Annotated in this window: 24 protein-coding genes; 14 read left to right on the top strand and 10 right to left on the bottom strand. The window is 70.5% G+C overall.

Annotation, left to right across the window (positions count from 1 at the left end; all coding sequences use genetic code 11):
* Positions 1 to 8: 8 nt before the first annotated feature.
* The gene (locus ACOOE8_RS05165) at positions 9 to 1808 is read right to left on the bottom strand and encodes a type I secretion system permease/ATPase (protein ID WP_420393781.1); all 1800 of its coding nucleotides are present in this window, start codon (positions 1806 to 1808) and stop codon (positions 9 to 11) included.
* Positions 1809 to 2572: 764 nt separating this feature from the next.
* On the opposite strand from ACOOE8_RS05165, the gene ACOOE8_RS05160 reads away from it, so the two are divergent.
* Positions 2573 to 4189, top strand: a complete 1617-nt coding sequence (locus tag ACOOE8_RS05160) for a diguanylate cyclase domain-containing protein (protein ID WP_420393780.1) — start codon at positions 2573 to 2575, stop codon at positions 4187 to 4189.
* Here the strand turns inward: ACOOE8_RS05160 and ACOOE8_RS05155 are convergent.
* Positions 4186 to 4638 carry a Crp/Fnr family transcriptional regulator gene (locus tag ACOOE8_RS05155; protein WP_420393779.1) on the bottom strand — a complete coding sequence of 151 codons (453 nt, stop codon included), beginning with the start codon at positions 4636 to 4638 and terminating at the stop codon, positions 4186 to 4188. The genes ACOOE8_RS05160 and ACOOE8_RS05155 overlap by 4 nt on opposite strands.
* A 1-nt stretch (position 4639) precedes the next feature.
* The gene (locus ACOOE8_RS05150; RefSeq protein WP_420393778.1) at positions 4640 to 5338 is read right to left on the bottom strand and encodes a response regulator transcription factor; all 699 of its coding nucleotides are present in this window, start codon (positions 5336 to 5338) and stop codon (positions 4640 to 4642) included.
* Between the two features lie 291 nt (positions 5339 to 5629).
* On the opposite strand from ACOOE8_RS05150, the gene ACOOE8_RS05145 reads away from it, so the two are divergent.
* Both ACOOE8_RS05145 and dapF read left to right on the top strand, forming a co-directional pair.
* Positions 5630 to 6049 (top strand): L,D-transpeptidase catalytic domain protein, encoded by a 420-nt coding sequence (locus tag ACOOE8_RS05145; protein ID WP_420393777.1) that lies wholly within the window; start codon positions 5630 to 5632, stop codon positions 6047 to 6049.
* Positions 6046 to 6888: a diaminopimelate epimerase gene (gene dapF / locus ACOOE8_RS05140; protein WP_420393776.1), complete on the top strand. Its 843-nt coding sequence runs from the start codon at positions 6046 to 6048 to the stop codon at positions 6886 to 6888. The genes ACOOE8_RS05145 and dapF overlap by 4 nt, the downstream gene beginning before the upstream one ends.
* A 6-nt stretch (positions 6889 to 6894) precedes the next feature.
* Here the strand turns inward: dapF and ACOOE8_RS05135 are convergent, their stop codons facing one another.
* Together ACOOE8_RS05135 and rplS are read right to left on the bottom strand one after the other, a co-directional pair.
* Positions 6895 to 7599, bottom strand: a complete 705-nt coding sequence (locus ACOOE8_RS05135) for a thermonuclease family protein (RefSeq protein ID WP_420393775.1) — start codon at positions 7597 to 7599, stop codon at positions 6895 to 6897.
* 64 nt (positions 7600 to 7663) lie between these two features.
* On the bottom strand, positions 7664 to 8050 hold the full coding sequence (gene rplS / locus ACOOE8_RS05130) for a 50S ribosomal protein L19 (RefSeq protein ID WP_420393774.1): 387 nt from the start codon (positions 8048 to 8050) through the stop codon (positions 7664 to 7666).
* A 155-nt stretch (positions 8051 to 8205) separates the two neighbouring features.
* Between rplS and ACOOE8_RS05125 the strand changes: the two genes are divergently transcribed.
* Positions 8206 to 8754 (top strand): Uma2 family endonuclease, encoded by a 549-nt coding sequence (locus ACOOE8_RS05125; protein ID WP_420393773.1) that lies wholly within the window; start codon positions 8206 to 8208, stop codon positions 8752 to 8754.
* Between the two features lie 6 nt (positions 8755 to 8760).
* Here ACOOE8_RS05125 and ACOOE8_RS05120 read toward each other — a convergent pair whose 3' ends face one another.
* A complete protein-coding gene (locus ACOOE8_RS05120) occupies positions 8761 to 9111 on the bottom strand; it encodes a DUF805 domain-containing protein (RefSeq protein WP_420393772.1) in 351 nt (116 codons plus the stop codon).
* Between the two features lie 199 nt (positions 9112 to 9310).
* Here ACOOE8_RS05120 and ACOOE8_RS05115 point away from each other — a divergent pair, with 199 nt between their 5' ends.
* Complete coding sequence (locus tag ACOOE8_RS05115; RefSeq protein WP_420393771.1) at positions 9311 to 9538, top strand: DUF3072 domain-containing protein; 228 nt, start codon at positions 9311 to 9313, stop codon at positions 9536 to 9538.
* A gap of 49 nt (positions 9539 to 9587) precedes the next feature.
* On the opposite strand, the gene ACOOE8_RS05110 is transcribed toward ACOOE8_RS05115, so the two are convergent.
* From ACOOE8_RS05110 to ACOOE8_RS05100, 3 genes are read right to left on the bottom strand one after another with little or no spacing between them, the layout of a single operon-like run.
* Positions 9588 to 10040, bottom strand: coding sequence for a DUF3775 domain-containing protein (locus tag ACOOE8_RS05110; RefSeq protein WP_420393770.1), 453 nt, complete (start codon positions 10038 to 10040; stop codon positions 9588 to 9590).
* Complete coding sequence (locus tag ACOOE8_RS05105; RefSeq protein WP_420393769.1) at positions 10037 to 10537, bottom strand: MaoC family dehydratase; 501 nt, start codon at positions 10535 to 10537, stop codon at positions 10037 to 10039. Before ACOOE8_RS05105 ends, ACOOE8_RS05110 begins: the two co-directional genes overlap by 4 nt.
* Positions 10538 to 10550: 13 nt before the next feature.
* The gene (locus ACOOE8_RS05100; RefSeq protein WP_420393768.1) at positions 10551 to 10844 is read right to left on the bottom strand and encodes a hypothetical protein; all 294 of its coding nucleotides are present in this window, start codon (positions 10842 to 10844) and stop codon (positions 10551 to 10553) included.
* A 341-nt stretch (positions 10845 to 11185) separates the two neighbouring features.
* Here ACOOE8_RS05100 and ffh point away from each other — a divergent pair, with 341 nt between their 5' ends.
* The 7 genes from ffh (at position 11186) to ACOOE8_RS05065 (ending at position 16412) form a co-directional block, all read left to right on the top strand.
* On the top strand, positions 11186 to 12772 hold the full coding sequence (ffh, locus tag ACOOE8_RS05095; RefSeq protein WP_420393767.1) for a signal recognition particle protein: 1587 nt from the start codon (positions 11186 to 11188) through the stop codon (positions 12770 to 12772).
* Positions 12769 to 13920 (top strand): GNAT family N-acetyltransferase, encoded by a 1152-nt coding sequence (locus ACOOE8_RS05090; protein WP_420393766.1) that lies wholly within the window; start codon positions 12769 to 12771, stop codon positions 13918 to 13920. Before ffh ends, ACOOE8_RS05090 begins: the two co-directional genes overlap by 4 nt.
* 30 nt (positions 13921 to 13950) lie before the next feature.
* Positions 13951 to 14337 (top strand): 30S ribosomal protein S16, encoded by a 387-nt coding sequence (gene rpsP / locus ACOOE8_RS05085; RefSeq protein WP_420393765.1) that lies wholly within the window; start codon positions 13951 to 13953, stop codon positions 14335 to 14337.
* On the top strand, positions 14338 to 14883 hold the full coding sequence (gene rimM / locus ACOOE8_RS05080; RefSeq protein ID WP_420393764.1) for a ribosome maturation factor RimM: 546 nt from the start codon (positions 14338 to 14340) through the stop codon (positions 14881 to 14883).
* Entirely contained in the window at positions 14880 to 15557 is a 678-nt protein-coding gene (trmD, locus tag ACOOE8_RS05075; protein WP_420393763.1) for a tRNA (guanosine(37)-N1)-methyltransferase TrmD, read from the top strand. The genes rimM and trmD overlap by 4 nt, the downstream gene beginning before the upstream one ends.
* Before the next feature lie 139 nt (positions 15558 to 15696).
* Complete coding sequence (locus tag ACOOE8_RS05070) at positions 15697 to 16122, top strand: Hsp20 family protein (protein WP_420393762.1); 426 nt, start codon at positions 15697 to 15699, stop codon at positions 16120 to 16122.
* A gap of 23 nt (positions 16123 to 16145) precedes the next feature.
* A complete protein-coding gene (locus tag ACOOE8_RS05065) occupies positions 16146 to 16412 on the top strand; it encodes a DUF1150 family protein (RefSeq protein ID WP_420393761.1) in 267 nt (88 codons plus the stop codon).
* A 29-nt stretch (positions 16413 to 16441) separates the two neighbouring features.
* Here the strand turns inward: ACOOE8_RS05065 and ACOOE8_RS05060 are convergent, their stop codons facing one another.
* On the bottom strand, positions 16442 to 16978 hold the full coding sequence (locus ACOOE8_RS05060; RefSeq protein ID WP_420393760.1) for a hypothetical protein: 537 nt from the start codon (positions 16976 to 16978) through the stop codon (positions 16442 to 16444).
* 145 nt (positions 16979 to 17123) lie between these two features.
* Between ACOOE8_RS05060 and ACOOE8_RS05055 the strand changes: the two genes are divergently transcribed.
* Both ACOOE8_RS05055 and ACOOE8_RS05050 read left to right on the top strand, forming a co-directional pair.
* Positions 17124 to 17951: a hypothetical protein gene (locus ACOOE8_RS05055; protein ID WP_420393759.1), complete on the top strand. Its 828-nt coding sequence runs from the start codon at positions 17124 to 17126 to the stop codon at positions 17949 to 17951.
* 105 nt (positions 17952 to 18056) lie between these two features.
* Entirely contained in the window at positions 18057 to 19088 is a 1032-nt protein-coding gene (locus ACOOE8_RS05050) for an ABC transporter substrate-binding protein (RefSeq protein ID WP_420393758.1), read from the top strand.
* The last annotated feature ends 139 nt before the right edge of the window (positions 19089 to 19227 follow it).

Here is a 19227-nt window from a genome sequence, read left to right as displayed (position 1 = left end):
GCGGGTCCTCAGGCGTTCTTCGGCGTCGTCTGCTGCGCGGCGCCGGGGTTCGTGGCGCCCGCGGAAGCCGCGGTGACAGCATTCGGGGGAGCGTTCTGCGCGGGGATCTGCGGGGTGGGGCGGATGGTATCCACCTTCTCGCGGCGCATGACCTTCTTCAAGACCTCGTCGCGGTCGCCGAAGTCGGCCATGCGACCGTTCTCGATGAGGCACAGCTTGTCGGTCGCCGACAACGCTGACGGGCGATGCGCCACGACGACGATGATCGCGCCGCGCTGCTTGGACAGGTTGATCGCACGATTGAGCGCCGAGTCGCCGTAGCCGTCGAGGTTGGAGTTCGGCTCATCGAGGACGATGAGGAACGGCTCGTCGTAGAGCGCGCGGGCGAGGGCCACGCGCTGGCGCTGGCCGGCCGACAGGGTCGCGCCCTGGTCGCCGATCGCGGTGGAGTAGCCGTCCTTGAAGGTCAGGATGAGGTCGTGGCAGCCGGCGATCTTCGCGGCCGCGATGACCTTCTCGTCCGTGGCGTCCGGGCGGAAGCGGGCGATGTTGGCGGCGATCGTCCCCTCGAAGAGCTCGACGTCCTGCGGCAGGTAGCCCACGTGCCGACCGAGGGTCTCGGGCCGCCACTGGGGCAGCGGCGCGCCGTCGAGCATGACCGCACCGCGCACGGCAGGCCACACACCCACCATCGCGCGCGCCAGCGTCGACTTGCCTGAGCCGGACTGGCCGATGATGCCGAGGGCGGTCCCCGCCTTCACCTGGAAGCGCACGTCGATGAGCGTGGGCGTGCGTGTTCCCGGCGGCACGACGGTGAGGCTGTCCACCACGAGCTCGCGCTCGGGGGCCGGAAGGTCGACGGGCTCGACCTCATCGGGCCGCTCGAACAGGCGTCCCAGTCGACGGTAGGCCTGCTGCGCGGACAGCATCTGGCGCCAGTTCTGCACCGCCATCTCTACGGGCTGCAGCCCGCGGGCCATGATGATGGAGGCCGCGATCATCGCGCCGGGGGAGATCACCTCGCCGATGGCAAGGTAGGCGCCGAGCGCCAGCACCGCCGACTGCAGAAACAGTCGGAACACCTTGGACAGCACAGAGGACAGGCCGACGATGTCGGCCGCCTTGGCGTTGGCCGACAGGAACTTCTCGTTGACGCTGTCCCACAAGCCGCCGACGGCGGGCAGCATGCCCATCCCGTGCAGCACCTCCGCGTTGCGCTGGCCGGAGGCCACCACCGCGTTGCGTTGCGCCGAGAACTCGCCGCTCGTCTTCATCGCGGGACGGGCGACGCGGTCGGTCGCGTACGCGATGACGAAGAGGACCAGCGCTCCGCCGATGGCAAGGTAGCCGAGCCAGGGATGGATCGCGTAGACGATCACGATGTAGATCGGCATCCAGGGCATGTCGAAGATCGCCGTGATGCCCGGCGTCGAGAAGAACTGGCGCAGCTGATCGACGTCACGCACCGGCTCGGACTTCGTGGCGAGCGGGCCGGCCTTCACGGGGGCGGACACCTGGGACAGGAAGGCTGAGCGCCCTACTGCCTCGTCGAACCTGTGGCCGACGCGGGTCAGCACGCGGTAGCGCACGAGATCGATGATGCCCATGAAGACGTAGAGGCCGACCACGAGCCCGGTCAGCGCCACCAGCGTCGGCACGGAGCGGCTCGTGAGCACACGGTCGTAGATCTGCAGCATGAACAGCGGGCCGGTCAGCATCAAGATGTTGACCACGCAGCTGAAGGCGGCGACCGAGGCGAAGGTGCGACGGGTCGACGCAATCGCGTCCGCAAAGATGTTCGACGTCATCGGGCGGGCGGCCCCTCGCAGGTTGGATCGCCGTCGGCGGTCAGCCGGACCATGAGCTTGCGGCGCACGACCGCCATCGGCCATGCACGCACCGGGCGATGCTGTAACACCGACCGTCGCTCAGGGCGACTGCCTTGCTTCTGCCGTCGCCTTCCACTCACCCAGCCAATCGCTCCCGCCTGCGATCAGAAATAGCTCATCGCCTCTTCTACTACTAAAAGTTGGGTGAGTCCCAGGGCTGGCGAGGCAGAAAGTGGGTTAACGCTTGTCCGAAGCTGGCCGACTTGCCAAGCCGACGCTAACATCGGCGGACGAAAGAGGTGCCGGGCGTGAAGGGTGTGACGATGCCGGCGGATGCCGCAGCGCCGGACGGCGACCGGACCCGCGTCGCAGGGTTCGTCCGAGCCGCGAGCCGCATTTGCGAGGCGATCCGGACGCACGCTGCAGCGAGCGCATCCGCGACGCGTGCCCTGACCCCACGTCGTCTTCGGGCCGCGGTGTCGCGCGCTGGGTCGCTGCGTGACGTCGCCACAGTGTTCGGTCCGTCCGCAACTGGGGCGCAGGAGCCCCATCCGGCCTCGATCGCTGGGACTGAACCGGGAGAGGGCAGGGCGGCTTCGGCTCCGTCGAGCCGATGGGCATCCCCTGCGCACCACGGTGTTGGGTCAGCGAGTTTGTTCGCGCGCGACATGCTCGATCGGGTTGGGCTCGGGGACGAACTGCAGGCGGTGGCGATGTCGCCCTGCACGGATCATAGGATCGGCATGTGGCAGCTGCGCCCCTGCGACGGCTCCCTGGTCTGGTCCGACGAGGCGTTCCGCATCCACGGCCTGCGCCCGCAGCGGGCTCTGACCCTGGACGGCGCCATGGCGCTCTACCCAGCGCCGGCCGAGGCGAGCCTTCGCAGCGCCTTGAGCGGAGCCGTCGAAGGGCGGAGCGGGATCGACGTCACGGTCGTCCGCGCGCGACGAGGGGGGGACGGCCAACGGGTCCGATGGACCGGAGGGGTCGGCGCCGGGGCGGATGGCGGGCGCGTCCTGTTCGGCATCGTGGAGGACGTGACGGAGGACCACGCCGTCCGCGCCAGGCTGTGGGCCGCTGCGAACACCGACCACCTGACGGGGCTCCCCAACCGCGCGCTGTGGGAGGCCCGCCTCGCCGAGGCGATGGTGACGGCTGGGAGGCGGGGGCGCTGCGCCGGCCTCGTCCTCGTCGACCTCGACGACTTCAAGGCCGTCAACGACACCTACGGACACGAGGCCGGTGACGAGGCCCTTCGCGCGGTCGCCAAGGCTCTGCGCCGGGTGACCCGCGACGGCGACACCGTCGCCCGGCTCGGCGGAGACGAGTTCGCGGTGGTCATCACCGACCTTCAGTCCCCCGCTTCCATCAAGGCTCCGCTCGCCCGGCTGTCGCAGCTGCGGGACGTCTCGTTCGTCTACCGCAGGCGCGACATGAGGGTCAGCGCATCCCTAGGAGCGGCGGTGTGTCCGCTGGACGCGACGAGCCCGAACGCCCTCTACAGGCGTGCCGACCTCGCGCTGTTCGCGGCGAAGGCCGACCGGAGGCGCCCTCGTGCCGTGCCCGCCTCAAAGCGCGGAACCGTCGCTGTGCAGCCGCGCGCCTCCAGGACTGGCTCGCGCGAGGGAGGGTCGCCGACGATCGCCTACGCGCCGGTGGTCGACCTTGCCACGGGACGCACCGTCGCCCTCGACGCCGAACTGACGGTCCCGGTCGACCGGTGCTGTGGTGTGTTCGGCGCGGTCGAGGGGAGCGCGACGAGGGCGCTCGAGCGCGACCTCGCGCTCCTCGGCACGCGCCTCGGCCGCGTCCCAGCGCTGGTCGTGAGGGGTGCCGTTGCGGAGGCACTGGACGGCGCCTTCCTCGATGAGGTCGGGCGCATCGCTCGCGCGGCGGGGCTCGAGGCTGGCGCGCTCTCCCTCGAGCTCGATCACCTTCCCTTCGAAGCGATGAGCGACGTTCAGGCCAGCTTGACGGCGCACGGCATCGGCCTCGCGCTCGCCTCGATGGAGGATGCGGCGAGCGTGTTCCTGCGCGCGGCGATGACGCCGCCGCATCGCGTCCGCGTCCCCGTCGCGTGTCTGGACGAGGCCGCTCCGGCAGCGTCGCTCGTCCGCGGGCTGGTAAGCTGCGCCCGCGCGGCGGGAACGGCTGTGCTCGTCGACGGGGTTGCGACCCCGGCCGACGTCAGGCGACTTCGCGACCTCGGCCTGACGCTCGCCCAGGGTCCGCATGTCAGCGCAGACGCAACGGTCCCCGACCTCCCCCGGGACGACCGACGCTCTGCGGTCTTCGTCGAGGGTGTCGGTCGGCGCCGCCGAGGTCGGCTAACGCCCAGCGAGCAGCGCACCCCTTCCTAGTCGCGCGTCATGCGGTCGGCGAGGGCGGTGACGTCGCGGATCAGGGAGCTGGTGCGCCGGGTAAGCTGGGCGCTGAGGTTGCGCGCCGCGTCGGGGTACTCAGTGAGGATCCGCCGCATCTGGTCGCGCTGTACCACAAGGACCTCGCAGGTCGTCTGCGCCTCGGCGCGGACGGTCCGGCGCGTCGGCACGACGAGCGCCAGCTCGTCGAGCAAATGACCGACGCCGACGATCCACGGCTCGGCAGTCGGCGACGGCGGCATCAGGCGAAGCTGGCCGCCTAGAAGCAGGATCGCGCCCTCGGCCTCGTCGCCCGCCTCGAACAGGGTCTGTCGTGGCCGCAAGGTCCGCGGCAGGCTGCCGAAGGCGAGCAGCTTCAGCGCTTCGTCCCCGACGACGCGGAGGAAGGGCGCGTTGCGCATCACCGCCATGTGACGGGCAAGGCTCACCTCAGGCGCTCATCGTCCGAGGCATCAGCTTGTAGCCGCCGCCCTCGGTGAGGAGAAGCTCGGCCGACGCCGGGTTCCTCTCGATCTTCTGCCGCAAGCGGTAGATGTGGGTCTCCAACGTGTGCGTCGTCACACCGGAGTTGTAGCCCCACACCTCGTGGAGGAGGACGTCGCGGGTCACCGCCTTCTCACCGGCCCTGTAGAGGTACTTCAGGATCGCGGTCTCCTTCTCGGTCAGCCGCACGCGCCGGCCGTCGCCCTCGAACAGGACCTTGGCGGACGGCTTGAACGCGTAGGGGCCGATGGCGAAGGTCGCATCCTCGCTCTGGTCGAACTGTCTCAGGTGGGCGCGGATGCGGGCCAGGAGGACGGCGAAGCGGAACGGCTTCGTGACGTAGTCGTTCGCGCCGGCCTCGAGGCCGACGATGGCGTCTGCGTCCGTCGCGTGGCCCGTCAGCATGATGACCGGTGCCTTGAAGCCGGCGCTGCGCATGAGCCGCACCGCCTCACGACCGTCAAGGTCCGGCAGTCCGACGTCGACGATGGCGAGGGCGACGTCGCCGGCCTTCGCCGAAGCCATGCCGGCCTGGGCGTTGTCGGCGATGATGACGTCGAACTCGTCGTAGAGCCCGATCTGCTCGGCAAGGCCCTCCCGCAGGTCCTCGTCGTCGTCGATGATGAGGATGGTCCTCTTGTTCACGGGGCCCTCCTGTGGTGTGCCGGTCGCGGGAGACCATGGATGACCCAGACACGACCGCGCCGGTCAAGGCCTCGCTGCCGGGCTTATAGCTCGTATGGGCGAGCGAGGCTCGCCCGAACCGTCGTGCCGGGGGCGGCGGCCCCATCGGTTGCGCCGCGGCCGGCCCGCGCCCGAGGTGGCAGCTGGCCGCGGCGTCCGGCGCTGGTTCGACCGCGGCCCGGGCGGCCGTGCGAGGCGCTGGTCAGCTGCGCCGGGCGGACGCTCGTCGCCGCGATCGGTCGTGCAGGCGTCGTGACGGTCAAACGCGAGGGGGACGGTGGGACGCCCCGGGCCAGGATCGCGCCCCTGGCCGTGCTCGTGCGCGGTGCCCTGCCGCGACGCCCGACCTTGTGCTGGCGCACGGTCACCTCGCGCGACGGATGGTGCGACGACGCCACGCGCGCGAGCTACAACGCGCACGTGCGGTTGCCGGCCACGGGCTCCCACGAGCGCCTCGCGAGGGACGATGCCCTTTACGACGTGATCGTCATCACCGACCACAACCGTCGCCCGCGGGTGCGCGGCCTCGGCTCGGCGATCTTCCTCCACGTCGCGCACCCCAAGCTCACGCCGACGGCAGGCTGCCTCGCGTTCAGCGCCGCGGCGTGGCGGCGCGCGGCGGTCCCCTTGGGCGACTACCTCGTGGGGATCGACCCACGCCCGACGCGGTGACGCCGTTCCGCAAGATGAACGGCCTCGGCAACGACTTCCTGGTGGTTGACGCCAGGGCGAGGCCCTTCCACCTCCCCGCCGACCGCGTGCGCCGGCTCGCCGACCGCCGCACCGGCGTCGGCTTCGATCAGCTCATCGTGATCGAGCCGTCGTCCGCGGGGGAGGACGCGACGATGCGCATCGTCAACGCGGACGGCGGTGAGGTGGAGTCGTGTGGCAACGCCGCTCGTTGCGTCGCCGGCCTCCTGCTGGAGGAGGGGCGCGAGCGCGTGACCCTCGGGAGCGTCGGCGGAACGATGCGCGCCTGGGCGACTGGCGACGGGACGGTGGCCGTCGACATGGGTCCGCCGCGCTTCGGCGCTGAGGACATTCCCCTCGCCGACCCGTCGGCCGACCCGCTGGCCCTCGACTTCCCCGAGCGGGAACTCGCCCGCTTCGGGCCTGCGGCGTGCGTCAACGTCGGCAACCCGCACGCGGTCTTCTTCGTCGCCGACCTCCACGCCGTGCCGCTCGCACAGGTGGGATCGCGCTTGGAGACGCATCCGGCGTTTCCGCAGCGCGCCAACATCTCGTTCGCAGTGGTGGAGCGGCCGGACCTCGTCAGCGCCGTTGTCCACGAGAGGGGCGTGGGCCCCACGCGGGCGTGCGGCACCGCGGCCTGCGCCATCGCCGCGGTGGGAGCAAGGCTCGGACGGCTCGCCGAGGCGGTTACGGTGCGGCTGCCTGGCGGACCGCTCGAGATCGGCCGCGACGGGGAGAGCATCGTCATGGTGGGTCCCACGGCGCTCGACTGGACTGGCATCCTGACCGACGATGGCTTCCTGCGCGACCCGGGCTGAGGGCCGTCAGCGGCCGTCCGCCGCGAACACGCCGCGCCCCTCGCGCACCGCGCCGGCGTGGAGCTCGGCGAGCGCTTCGGGTGCGTCCGGCGTGGGCGTCGCCCAGCCATGCTCCACGAGCCAGGCTGCGAGGTCGCGGCCTCCCACCGTGCAGCTCGCCAGCCGGACCTCGCCCTCGCGTTGGGCGCGGTCGACCTCGAGGCAATCGACCGCGCGCCGCCGCACGAAGCGGCGGAGCGCGGTGCGCGCCCGCGCGCCGCACGGCCAGGTGCGTCCGTCGCGTCCGGGGCAGCGGTCGGCGGCCGCCGGGGCCTCGATGTGCGCGAGCCTGACCGTGTGGGTCCGTACGTCGATGACGCCGGCGTCCTCGACGACGACGAGCTTGTGCCGGACAGGCTCGGGGCCAGGAGGAGGAGGCACGACGACGGTCGATGCCGCGCGGGTCAGCGGCCCCTCCGGCTTGGGCGCCACGATGCCGTCCCGCTCCACGTAGCGGACCTTCCGTTCGGGCTCGATGCGTACCTCGCCCTCCGGAGCTGTCGTCACTCGCGCTGAGGCTTCCTGCAGGGAGCGACGTGCAGGAAGGTCCTCCAGCGATCGCACCGCGAAGAGCCACAGGCCGCCGAGCACGAAGCCCGATGCCACGAGCAGCGAGAGGGCGAACACGACCCTACGCACCGCAACGCGCTCCAGCGCGGTGAGTGGCACCATCGCGTCGCACGGTGGAACCCGCCTGAAGAATGAGGCCGAGCGTCGGCGTCAGCGCGTGCCCGCGTCAGCCTGCGGCTTGGGCGGTCGGGCGCTTCTCCTTGCGCTCGGTGATGCGCGCCGCCTTCCCGGTCCGTCCGCGCAGGTAGTACAGCTTGGCGCGGCGGACCTTGCCGCGACGCACGACCTCCACCGACTCCAGCATCGGCGAGTAGACCGGGAACACGCGCTCCACGCCCTCACCGTAGGACAGCTTGCGCACGGTGAAGTTCTCGTTGAGGCCGCCACCGGAGCGGGCGATGCACACGCCCTCGTAGGCCTGCACGCGGGTGCGCGTCCCCTCCGTCACGCGCACGTTGACGCGCACCGTGTCGCCGGGCTGGAAGTCGGGAAGCGTGCGCTTCGCCGCGATCGCCGCCATCTCTTCGCGGTTGAGCTCGTCGATGATGTTCATGTGCGCATGTCCCGTCGCGCCGCGCTCGCGCCGCGTGCCGCCGTCGTGGTCGAAATCGCCGAGCCGGTTGGATAGTGTGTGCCGCCAGGTTTGTCGAGGGGAGGGGTCAACCGATGGCGGATGCCGCACGCGTTCGAAGGCATGTCCCGAGGCGGATGACGATCGACGAGTTCTTCGCCTGGCAGGCGGAGCAGGACATCAACTACGAGCTGGTCGACGGCGTCCCCGTCCCGCACGTGAAGGCGATGACCGGCGCGTCCGACCGTCACGATCGGGTGACGGTCAACGTGATCGGAACACTCTTCCCCCAACTCCGCGGCACGCCGTGCCGACTTAGCACCGCCGACAAGTCGGTGATGACGGCCATGGGCACGACCCGGCGGCCGGACGTCATCGTCGAGTGCGGCACGCCCGAGCTCACATCCGTGGCGGCGGATCGGCCGCGCGTCGTCATCGAGGTCCTGTCGCCGTCGACCACGCGCTACGACAGGGTGCGCAAGCTGGTCGAGTACCAGGCGACGCCCGCCATCGACGTCATCCTCCTGATGGACACCGAGCGGCCTCGGGTGACCGTGTTCCGCCGTGGCGAGCCCGCGTGGATCCAGCACGAGGTCGCCGGCCTTGATGCCACCATTGATCTGCCGGAAGTCGCCGCGCAGCTGCCCCTCGCCGAGCTCTACGAGGGGTTGCCGTTCGACGATTGAGCGGGGTCAGGCCACCGGAGGTCCGTGACGGTTCGGTCCGCGCGTGCCGCGTTGCAGCGCCATCGCGATCAGCGCGAAGACCCCCAGAAAGGGGACGAGGACGATGAGGAACCACAGCCCCGAGCGGCCGGTGTCGTGCAGCCTGCGAACGTTCGCTGCAAGGGACGGGACGGCGAGCACCAGCCAGACGAGCCAGGCGTAACACGGCCATTCCTGGCCGGCGCTGAGGCCGAAGGCGAGCGCGTCCACCACCGTCGCGATCGTCACAGCGGCGAACGCGAACAGCGCGAACCACCAGTACTGCCCGCGGGACGTGCGCCCCTCGAACGTCGCGTACCGGGACAGCGCGTCGCTCACCGCACGCACCGGTCCCGTCGCCACAGCCGACGAAGAGGCGCGTGCGCCCGTCTCCGTTGTTGGGGTTCGCTCCATGAGCTGGCTCCCGATGATGCAGCCCTACACAGCTGCGATCGACCCTCGTGGGGTGCGGCGGACGGACCAATGGAACAGCCGCCGGGATGGAACAATTATGGTACACAACTCGGGAGACAACACCATGGCTACCTCAGACCCCAAGTCCGATCCGAAGAACGCGGCGGCGTCCAACGCGCTGAAGGACCCGAACGAGTGGACGACCGGTGAGGAGGAGATGACCGGCGCGCAGGCGTCCTACTTGAAGACGTTGAGCGAGGAGGCGGGCGAGCCGTTCGACCCGACGCTCACCAAGGCCGACGCCTCCAAGCGCATCGACGAGCTCCAGACCAAGACCGGACGAGGCAAGTGACCGAAACCTCGGCGGCTGCTGCTGCGCCTGCAGCCGCCGCCGACGAGGTTCAGCCTGCCTGACGGTCCGCCCACGCTTCCCAGGCGTCGAGCCCGTTCTCGAGGTAGCTCGGGAAGATGTCGATCTCGAACAGCGTGGTGCTGGCAGGACCCGTCGCGCGAGCCTTGGCCTCACGCACGGCCGTCTCGAGCTCAGCGGCCTCGAAGTCGCCGCGGCCGATGTAGGTGAGGGCCAGCACCTCGGCCTGCTCGTCCACGTTGAGGCTGTCGATCATCGCCGCCGCCTCCTCGCGCGTGGCGTCGCCCATCGCCTCGTCCGACAACAGCGTCTCGTCCTGCGCCTCGATGGTGGTGGCGGCGTCGATCTCGATCTCCTGCTCGATCTCCGGCGCCTCGGCGTCGGGCATAGGGAACAGCGCGGCTCGCGACTTGGCGACGATGAGGCGCACGAGCTCAGGGTCGACGTTGAGCTCGCGCGCGCCACTCGACTCGCGCGCGGTCACGACGGACGCTCCGGGCGTCGGCGCAGGAGGTAGCGATGCCAGCCCTCCAGCACGAGGTCGCCGTCCTGGTTGTGGACGGTCACGTCACAGGTCATCACACCGGTGCTCCGTTGCTGTTCGAGCTTCGCGACGACGACGCGCGGATAGACCGTGTCGCCGGCGTACACGCCCTTCAGGAAGCGGCAGGACTGCTCGAGGAACCCGACCAGCGAGGGTCCCATCATGTGTGGCAGCACGCCCGCTCCGATTGCAGTTTGGATCAGCACTTGGAAGCCGTGGGCCAAGAGGTCGCGGTGGCCATTCGCCCGGCAGTAGTGCCGATCGTAATGGATCGGATGGTTGTCCCCCGAGGCGGCCTGGAACGAGGCGAACAGCGCGTCCGTCATCGTGCGAGACGGGATGTAGAAGGCCTCGCCGACACGGAAGTCCTCGAACCAGCGCGGCTCGCAGAGCCGGAAGCCGAGGGGATCGACCCGCTCCGCCACCACCTCGCTCATGCGCGGCGATCGCTCACGCGTCGTCCTCACGGTTCGTCGGGTGCTCGGGCGAGTGCCGGTTGCCCTTGCCGAGCTCGGCCTTCGCGCGGGCGTCCTTGTCCAGCATCTTGGCGCTCTCGACGGGGTTGGCGTCCGGCTCCAGCTTCACGTCCGGCACGGCCTGCCGCTGGTTGCGCACGTTCTCCTGGTCGTCACCGGCGAGCTGGTTGTTGCCCATCATGTCGCTTGCAAGGTCCGCCTCGCCGAGCCGATCCGGCTCGCCCGCGTTCTGGTGCCCACCCTTCTCACCGATCCCCGGCTTTGCCATTCCAGTCTCCTACGCCTGACGATCGAGAAAGTGTCACGGCGCGCGAAAGGTTGCAGAACGTCCCACTCCGTCCTCGTCGGCATCGACGAGGCGACTGCGCGGGTCGTGTCGGCCACCAGACCGGCGGCGAGGCGTCGGGTCGTCGCAGCGCGAGCCTAACCGAGCCGAGGTCCGCGGACGGCGGCACTCGGCGCGCGCGGCTTGACGATGGGGCGCGGAGGGCGTAGGTCGCCCCCCCTGACGCTGATGCGTCGTCACGCCCGCCAGCGCGTTGCGCCCGCGGGCGATTTGCGCGTTGGCAGCTTGCGTGTCGTCAGGCATGGACCCGGAAGGAGGCTGGAATGTTCGACAACCTGTCCGAGCGGCTCTCCGGCATCTTCGACAAGCTGACCGGGCGCGGCGCGCTGTCCGAGCAGGACGTGGACCTTGCCATGCGCGAGATCCGCCGCGCGCTGCTCGAGGCGGACGTCGCGCTCCCCGTGGTGCGCCAGTTCGTGGAGCGGGTCCGCGAGAAGGCGGTCGGCGCCACCGTCGTGAAGTCGGTCACGCCCGGGCAGATGGTCGTCAAGATCGTCCACGACGAGCTTGTCGAGACGCTGGGCACCACCGCCGAGCCGATCAGCCTCGCTGCGGCCGCGCCGGTGGCGATCATGATGGTCGGCCTCCAGGGGTCGGGAAAGACGACGACGTCCGCCAAGATCGGGCGTCGGCTCCAGCAGCGCGACAGGAAGCGCGTCCTGATGGCCTCCCTCGACGTGCGCCGGCCCGCGGCGCAGGAGCAGCTGCGCGTGCTCGGCGCCGAGAACGGCATCGAGACGCTGAAGATCGTTCCGAACCAGGCGCCGACGCAGATCGCCGAGCGGGCGATGACGGCCGCCCGCCTCGGCGGCTTCGACGTCGTCGTCCTCGACACCGCGGGGCGCCTCCACATCGACGAGCCGCTGATGCTCGAGATGGCGGAGATCAAGCGCGTCGCGCGCCCGCACGAGATCCTCCTGGTCGCCGACGCGCTGACCGGGCAGGACGCGGTCAACGTCGCCAAGTCCTTCGACGAGCGCGTCGGCGTCACCGGCATCGTGCTGACCCGGGTCGACGGCGACGGGCGCGGCGGCGCGGCGCTCGCCATGCGCGCGGTCACCGGCAAGCCCATCAAGCTCATCGGCGTCGGCGAGCGGGCCGACGCGCTGGAGGAGTTCCATCCCCAGCGGATCGCCGACCGCATCCTCGGGATGGGCGACATCGTCGCCCTGGTGGAGAAGGCCGCCGAGCACGTCGACGCCGAGAAGGCCGAGGCGATGGCCAAGAAGATGGCCAAGGGGGGCTTCGACCTCAACGACCTCAAGGACCAGCTCGGCCAGATGGAGAAGATGGGCGGCCTCGGCGGCCTGATGGGCCTGATGCCGGGCGTCGGCAGGATGAAGAAGCAGATGACCGAGGCGGGCATCGACGACTCCATCATCCGCCGGCAGGTCGCCATCATCAACTCGATGACGAAGGCGGAGCGCAGGAAGCCGGACCTCTTGAAGGCGAGCCGCAAGAAGCGGGTGGCGGCGGGCTCGGGCACGCGCGTCGAGGAGGTGAACAAGCTCCTCAAGATGCACCGTCAGATGGCCGACGTGATGAAGATGATGGGCAAGAAGAAGGGCGGCCTGATGGGCGGCCTCGGCGCGATGATGGGCGGCGGGATGCCCAAGCTCCCGGCCGGGATGGAGGGGATGGACCCGGCCGAGCTGGAGCGCCTCGCCCGGCAGATGCCGGCAGGGCCCGGCAGCCTTCCGCAGGTGCCGGGCGGCTTGCCGGGGCTCGGAGGGATGGGCGCGATGCCCGGCAGCGGCCTGCCGGGGCTCGGCGGCCCGGCGTTGCCCGGGCTCGGCGGCCCGATGGGCGGTCATGGACCCGGCAAGCGGCAGAAGGGCAAGCGCCGGTGAGCCAGCGTCCCGCGGACCTTACGCGGAGCGCACGGGAGGCGGCCCGCGGCGGCTTTTCGATGCCCATGACGATCCGCACCGAGCGGCTCGTCATGGAGGCGCTCGGCGGCCATCACGCTGCGGGCTTCCTCAGCCTCTGGGACGATCCGGACAGCATGCGCTTCCTCGGTGGGGCGCTGGACGCGCCGCAGGCATGGGCGAGGCTTGCAAGGTTTGCAGGCCAGTGGTCGCTGCACGGCTTCGGGCATTATGCGCTGCTCACCAGGTCCGGTGAGTTCCAGGGCTACGCCGGTCTCTGGTTCCCCCACGGCTGGCCCGAGATCGAGGTCGGCTACGCCCTCCACCCAGCTGGGCACGGCCGTGGCTACGCGTCCGAGGCGGTGCGTGCCATCCGGGCCGTCGCATCGCAGCGTGGCGTCCCCTCGCTCGTCAGCTACATCGACCCGCGGAATGTAGCGTCCCAGCGTGTCGCCGAAGCGGCCGGAGCGCAGGCCGACGGCAGCGTCGAGCTGCGCCGGTCGATGGCGGAGATCTGGCGCTATCCGGTCGATCCCTCGGCCGAGGCCGCGGAAGTCGACGCGTCCGCGGACGTCCTTTGGGAAGCCTCGGCCATGCCGCTGGAGATCAGGACGCCGAGGCTGCGGCTGACGCAGTGGCGCCTCGAACACTTCGATCGCTTTGCTGCCCACGCTGCCGATCCGGTGTCGATGCGCTTCACCGGCGGCGCGATGGACGCTGAGGAGGCATGGCGCGACATGGCGGCGGCGGCCGGGCAGTGGGCCCTGCGCGGCTATGGGGTCTACGCGGTCGAGGCGGACGGTGTCGTCATCGGCGGCGTCGGGTTGCTCCATCCATTCGGATGGCCGGAGCGCGAGCTCGCCTGGAGCCTGGCTGCCGACGCCCGTGGCCGTGGGTATGCGACCGAGGCTGCTCGCGCCGTTCGCGCGGTCGCCGCCGTGCAGGGGGCATCGCGGCTGGTGAGCCTCGTCCATGCGGACAACGTCGCCTCCCGGCGCGTCGCCGAGCGCCTCGGCGCATGGCCGGGCGGCACTGCCGAGTTGTTCGGCGAGCCCGTGACCGTCTTCGTCCATCCCATGGATCTCGACGAGGCCGCATCGGCCGAGGACGCGCTCCTTGCCCCCGTCTGATCCCGTCAACCGCCAGAAGGAGGACCCATCATGCCAACCCGTATCAGGCTCGCCCGTGGCGGCTCGAAGAAGCGGCCGTACTACCGCATCGTCGTCGCCGACGTCCGCGCGCCGCGCGACGGCCGCTTCATCGAAAAGCTCGGCAGCTACAACCCGATGCTCGCCAAGGACAATCCCGAGCGGGTGACGCTCGTGGAGGAGCGCGTGCGGCACTGGCTCGCCGAGGGCGCGCAGCCCACCGATCGCGTCCTGCGCTTCCTCGACCAGGCCGGCATCGCGACGCGGCCGGCACGGAGCAACCCGAAGAAGGCTGAGCCGGGCAAGAAGGCGCAGGAGCGCGCCGACGCGCGGCGCCGGGCGGAGGCCGAGCGCGCCGAGGCTGCAGGCGCCCCCGCGGCCGAGGGCGCCGAGGCGTAGGTGGCCGACCGCGTGGTCATGGCCGCGATCGGTGCGCCCCACGGGGTTCGCGGCGCGGTCAGGCTTACGGTGTTCGCCGAGGACCCGCTCGCCCTGCGGCGCTACAACCCGTTCGAGGCGGACGGCGGGCGGACGCTGAGGCTCACCTCGGTGAGGGTGGTCGGCAAGGCGATCGTCGCCGGGATCGAGGGGGTCGACGACCGCGACGCTGCTGCCGCGCTGCGCGGTTTAGAGCTCAGCGTGCCGCGGTCCCGCCTGCCGCGCCCGGGGGAGGATGAGTTCTACCACGTCGACCTCCTCGGGCTCGAGGCGCGGCTCGTCGATGGCGGGCAGCTCGGAACCGTGCGAGGCGTCGCCGACTACGGCGCCGGGGACGTGCTCGAGGTCGTCGGCAAGCGAGGCGTTCTCCTTCCCTTCACGCGCGAGGTCGTCCCCGAGGTTCGGCTTGACGAGGGCTACCTCGTCGTCGATCCCCCGCCAGGCCTTCTCGACGAGGTGAAGGAGCCGGACCGGTCGGCGACCGATCCTTCGGACGAGTCGGCGTGACGTTCGCGGCCACCGTCCTCACGATCTACCCTGCGATGTTTCCGGGTCCCCTCGGCCTCGCCCTCGCCGGCCGCGCCCTTGCCGAGGGGCGTTGGTCGCTCGCGACCGTGGACATCCGCGACCACGCTGAGGACAGGCACCGCTCGGTCGACGACACGCCGGCCGGCGGCGGCCCCGGCATGGTCATGCGCGCCGACGTCCTCGCGCGCGCCATCGACGCGGCGGATGGAGCCCTCCCACGCCTCCTCATGAGCCCACGTGGCCATCGCTTCGACCAGGCCTTCGCGTGCGAGCTCGCCGAGGGCCCAGGGGTGACGCTGGTGTGCGGGCGCTTCGAGGGCGTCGACGAGCGCATCATCGCGCGCCGCGACCTCGTCGAGGTGTCGGTCGGGGACTACGTGCTGTCGGGCGGCGAGGTCGCCGCCCTCGCCGTGCTCGACGCCGTCGTGCGGCTGCTTCCAGGAGTCATGGGCAACGCCGCGTCGGCGGGCGAGGAGAGCTTCACCGACGGCCTCCTGGAGCATCCCCAGTACACGCGGCCCGCCGTCTGGGAGGGTCTGGCGATCCCGCACCCTTTGACGAGCGGCGACCACGCCCGCATCGCCGCCTGGCGTCGGACCGAGCGCGAGCGGTTGACGAAGGCGCGGCGACCGGACCTCATCGGCGATCGCTGAGCCAGCGACGTCGCGCTTGCCGGTCCGTGGGGAGCGCATCCGCCGACTTCTTGCGCAGGCCCAATGTCGCGCCAATATTCGGGCTCGGAGGGGCGCCGGACGGGTCCCTCCATCGGTCGCTTGATGCAAGGACTGGACGATGACCCGGATGACGCCCCTGTCGAGCCCGCTGCTGCTCGGCTTCGAGGACATCGAGCGCGTGCTCGATCGTGTCACGAAGTCAGGATCCGACGGCTACCCACCGTACAACATCGAGCGGATCAGGTCCGACCGAGGCGACCTCCTGCGCATCACGCTCGCGGTCGCCGGTTTTTCGCGGGACCAGCTCAACGTGACGGTGGAGGACAACCAGCTCGTGATCCGCGGCGCCCAGTCGCCCGAGGCCGACCACGAGCGGCACTTCCTGCACCGGGGGATCGCAGCCCGCCAGTTCCAGCGCGCCTTCGTGCTGGCGGAGGGGATCGAGATCCTCAGCGCGGCGCTCGCCGACGGACTGCTCGCCATCGACCTTGCGCGGCCCGAGCCGGAGCGCACCGTCCGGACCATCGAGATCAGCGCCGAGTAGGCGTTGCAGTTCAGGAGTTGACGATGAACGAGACAATCAACGGCACGTCGCCGGACACCATCAGCCCGCAGATGCTCGCCGACCTCGGTTCAGGCTACGTCGCCTACGTGCGCACGTTCCTGTCGGAGGAGGTGAACGCGCTGTTCCCCCAGGCGCCGGCCATGGCGCCCGGTCAGAAGCTGTGGGCGCTGCTGTCTGCGAACGGCACTCCGATCCTGCTGGCCGACACGCCGCAGGCGGTGCTGGCGAACGCTGCCGAGCACAACCTTTTGACCGTCAGCGTGCACTGACCGGTGCGGGCTGGGTCTCCGGTGGGCACTCAGTAGTCCAGCGGGGGGCCCTTCGCACCCCCGAGGGGACTGGGCGTCGCAGCGCGGTGCGCCCAGTTGAACACTCCGAAGACGATGGCGACCGCCGCCACGCCCACCGAGACGGCGGTGTCGACGATGGGAACGACCGGCGGGTCCAACACCGCGATGTGGAGCGCCGCCTCGAACAGCGTCATCGCAAGGAACGATGCGGCGCCGCACAGCTTCCAGGCGACGCTCTCGCGCCACGACACGAAGCCGACCACCGCGGCGGCCACCGAGCTCGTCGCGACCGTCACGCCCATCGCGTAGCTCGCCGCGGGACCCAAGACCTCCTGCGGGAACGCTGCTGTGACCGGCGCGAGCAGGGCATAACGGATCGCCATCATCACGAGGAGGATGGCCGGCAGTCCCACCTCGACGATGCGGTTGAAGGTGAGCGGGCGCTGACGGCGCCACAGCGCGACCGCGGTGATGGCGAGCGCGAAGGGCAATCCCACGCTCGCATCCATGCGGGCGAGCGCGGTGACGGCGTCGAGCGGTTCCACGGCGATCGTCCCTGTCTCGGCCTGTCAGCGGGGCGCGCATGTGCGGGACGCAATCGAGCGCCGCAACGCGGGGGGGCAGGGCAGCATGGACATGTCCGCCCGCCCATCGCATGTGTGCGCCGAACGTCCCAACGTCGTGCGATCTATGCCCAAGCCCTCGACGCTCCCCGACTGCGTGCGCATCCGCCCGCCACTGTACGACCCCTCGTTCCCGTACATCCTGTTCTGGAGCCAGAAGTCCGGCTGCACCACCGTCGTCAAGTGGTTCTTCGCGCAGCTCGGCCTGCTCGAGGAGGCGATGGCGCACTCGAGCTGGGTGCACGACTACGAGGGTGCGGTGTTCAAGAAGCGCCGCTTCTACAGGCGCCACGTCGCCGAGGCGCTCGAGGCCGGCACGCACAAGGTCGTCAAGGTGGTGCGCGATCCGATGGCGCGCGCGCCGAGCGCGTTCCTGGTGCTCGCCGAGCGGGGGGCCGTGGCGCCGCGCCGCAGGCATTGGACGCAGCAGCACTGGGCGCTCGTGGAGGACTGGCTTCGCACGCAAGGCAAGTCAGCCGAGCCGGGCCTCACCTTCCTTGATCACCTTGCGATGGTGAAGGAGTTCGAGGCGCGGGCGCCGCAGTCCATCAACCAGCACCTCTCACCCCAGTACGTCGCTGGGGAGGAGCGCTACGTGGAGCGCGTCGTCCCCATCGAGCGGTTCGCTGCGTGGACCGAGGAGGTCGCGCAGGAGGACGGGGTCGCCCCGGTGGACATGTCCGCCATCGCCGACTCTCGTCACCATCACCAGGTGACCGAGCGGCGGACGAAGGCCTTCGCCGACGGCGCGGAGACCATCCCGGTCCCGCGCGGCGCCTTCGCCAACGGCAGGTTCCCGGCGTCGACCATCTTCGTCAACGACCGCTCGCGGCCCGTCATCCGAGACGTCTACCACGTCGACTTTGCCGCCTACGGCGCGCTTTACGGCCACTGACGAGCATCCTTCGCCCTGCCGCGGGTTGTCACACTACGGGGCTGGCGACGGAAGCGTTCCTGTTGGTAAGCTCTCGCACCCGACGTTCCAGCCGACGACCGCACCATGACGCACCGTGCCACGCTCGCCCTTGGCGCCGCCTTCGCCGCGGGCCTCCTCGCTACGCCCGTCGTGACGCCCGTCCATGCGCAGGATGCGACCTGCGGCGGGCTCGACCGACCGGTCGTGTTCGGCGGGCTCGACTACGGCTCTGCGGCCTTCCACACCGCACTCGCCCGCACGATCCTCGATGAGGGCTACGGCTGCGCGACCGATGTCATCCCCGGCGCGACCTTGGTCCTCCACCAGGGACTGCCGCGCGGCGACATCGACATCATCATGGAGGTGTGGACGGCCAACCCCGCACAGGCCTTCGTCGATGCCGAGGCCGACGGCACGGTGGAGCGGCTCGGTGCCACGTTCCCCGACGCGAGCGAGGGCTGGTTCGTGCCGCGCTACCTCGTGGAGGGGGAGGGCGCACCTGCGCCCGAGCTGAGGTCCGTCGACCAGCTCGCCGACTACAAGGAGCTCTTCGAGGATCCGGAGGAGCCGTCCAAGGGCCGCTTCCTCAACTGCGTCGCAGGCTGGCAGTGCGAGGTTGTCAACACCAAGAAGCTCATCGCCTACGGGCTCGACGACGACTACTCCAACGTGCGCCCCGGCACCGGCGCCGCGCTCGAGGCCGCGGTGGAGTCGGCGGTACTGCGCGAGCGGCCGGTGCTGTTCTACCACTGGGCGCCGACCGCGCTGGTGGGCAAGTACGACTTCATCAAGCTCGAGGAGCCGGCCTACGACGAGGCGACGTGGTCGGCGATGATGGAGGCTGAGGAGCCCGACGCCGCTACCGCCTACCCCGACACGCGCGTCGTGATCGGCGCCAACACTGAGTTCACCGAAGCGGCACCGGAGCTCGAAGCGTTCCTTCAGGCCTACGGCACCACCGCGGCGCAGACCAGCAAGGCGCTCGCGACGATGGCCGATCCCGATGTGTCCCCCGAGGACGCAGCGATGGCGTTCCTGCGCGACAACCGAGACACGTGGCAGGCATGGGTGCCCGAGGAGGTTGCAGTCAACGTTGGCGAGGCGATTGCTGAGTAAATCACGCGCGCTCCAAGGCATGCGGACGCGACTTGGCCCCCAACACGCCGAGGAATGGGCGCCACAGCGACTGCGATAGTCGAACTCATTCGGTCGTCACCGCCTGTTCGCTGGCTCTTTCCAAGCCGTTTGTCTCGCG

Origin of the sequence: Acuticoccus sp. (genome assembly GCF_965213555.1) — a bacterium.
Lineage (GTDB): Bacteria > Pseudomonadota > Alphaproteobacteria > Rhizobiales > Amorphaceae > Acuticoccus.
The sequence above is the reverse complement of the archived record's forward strand: the minus strand, read 5'-3'. Positions and strand labels throughout refer to the sequence as shown.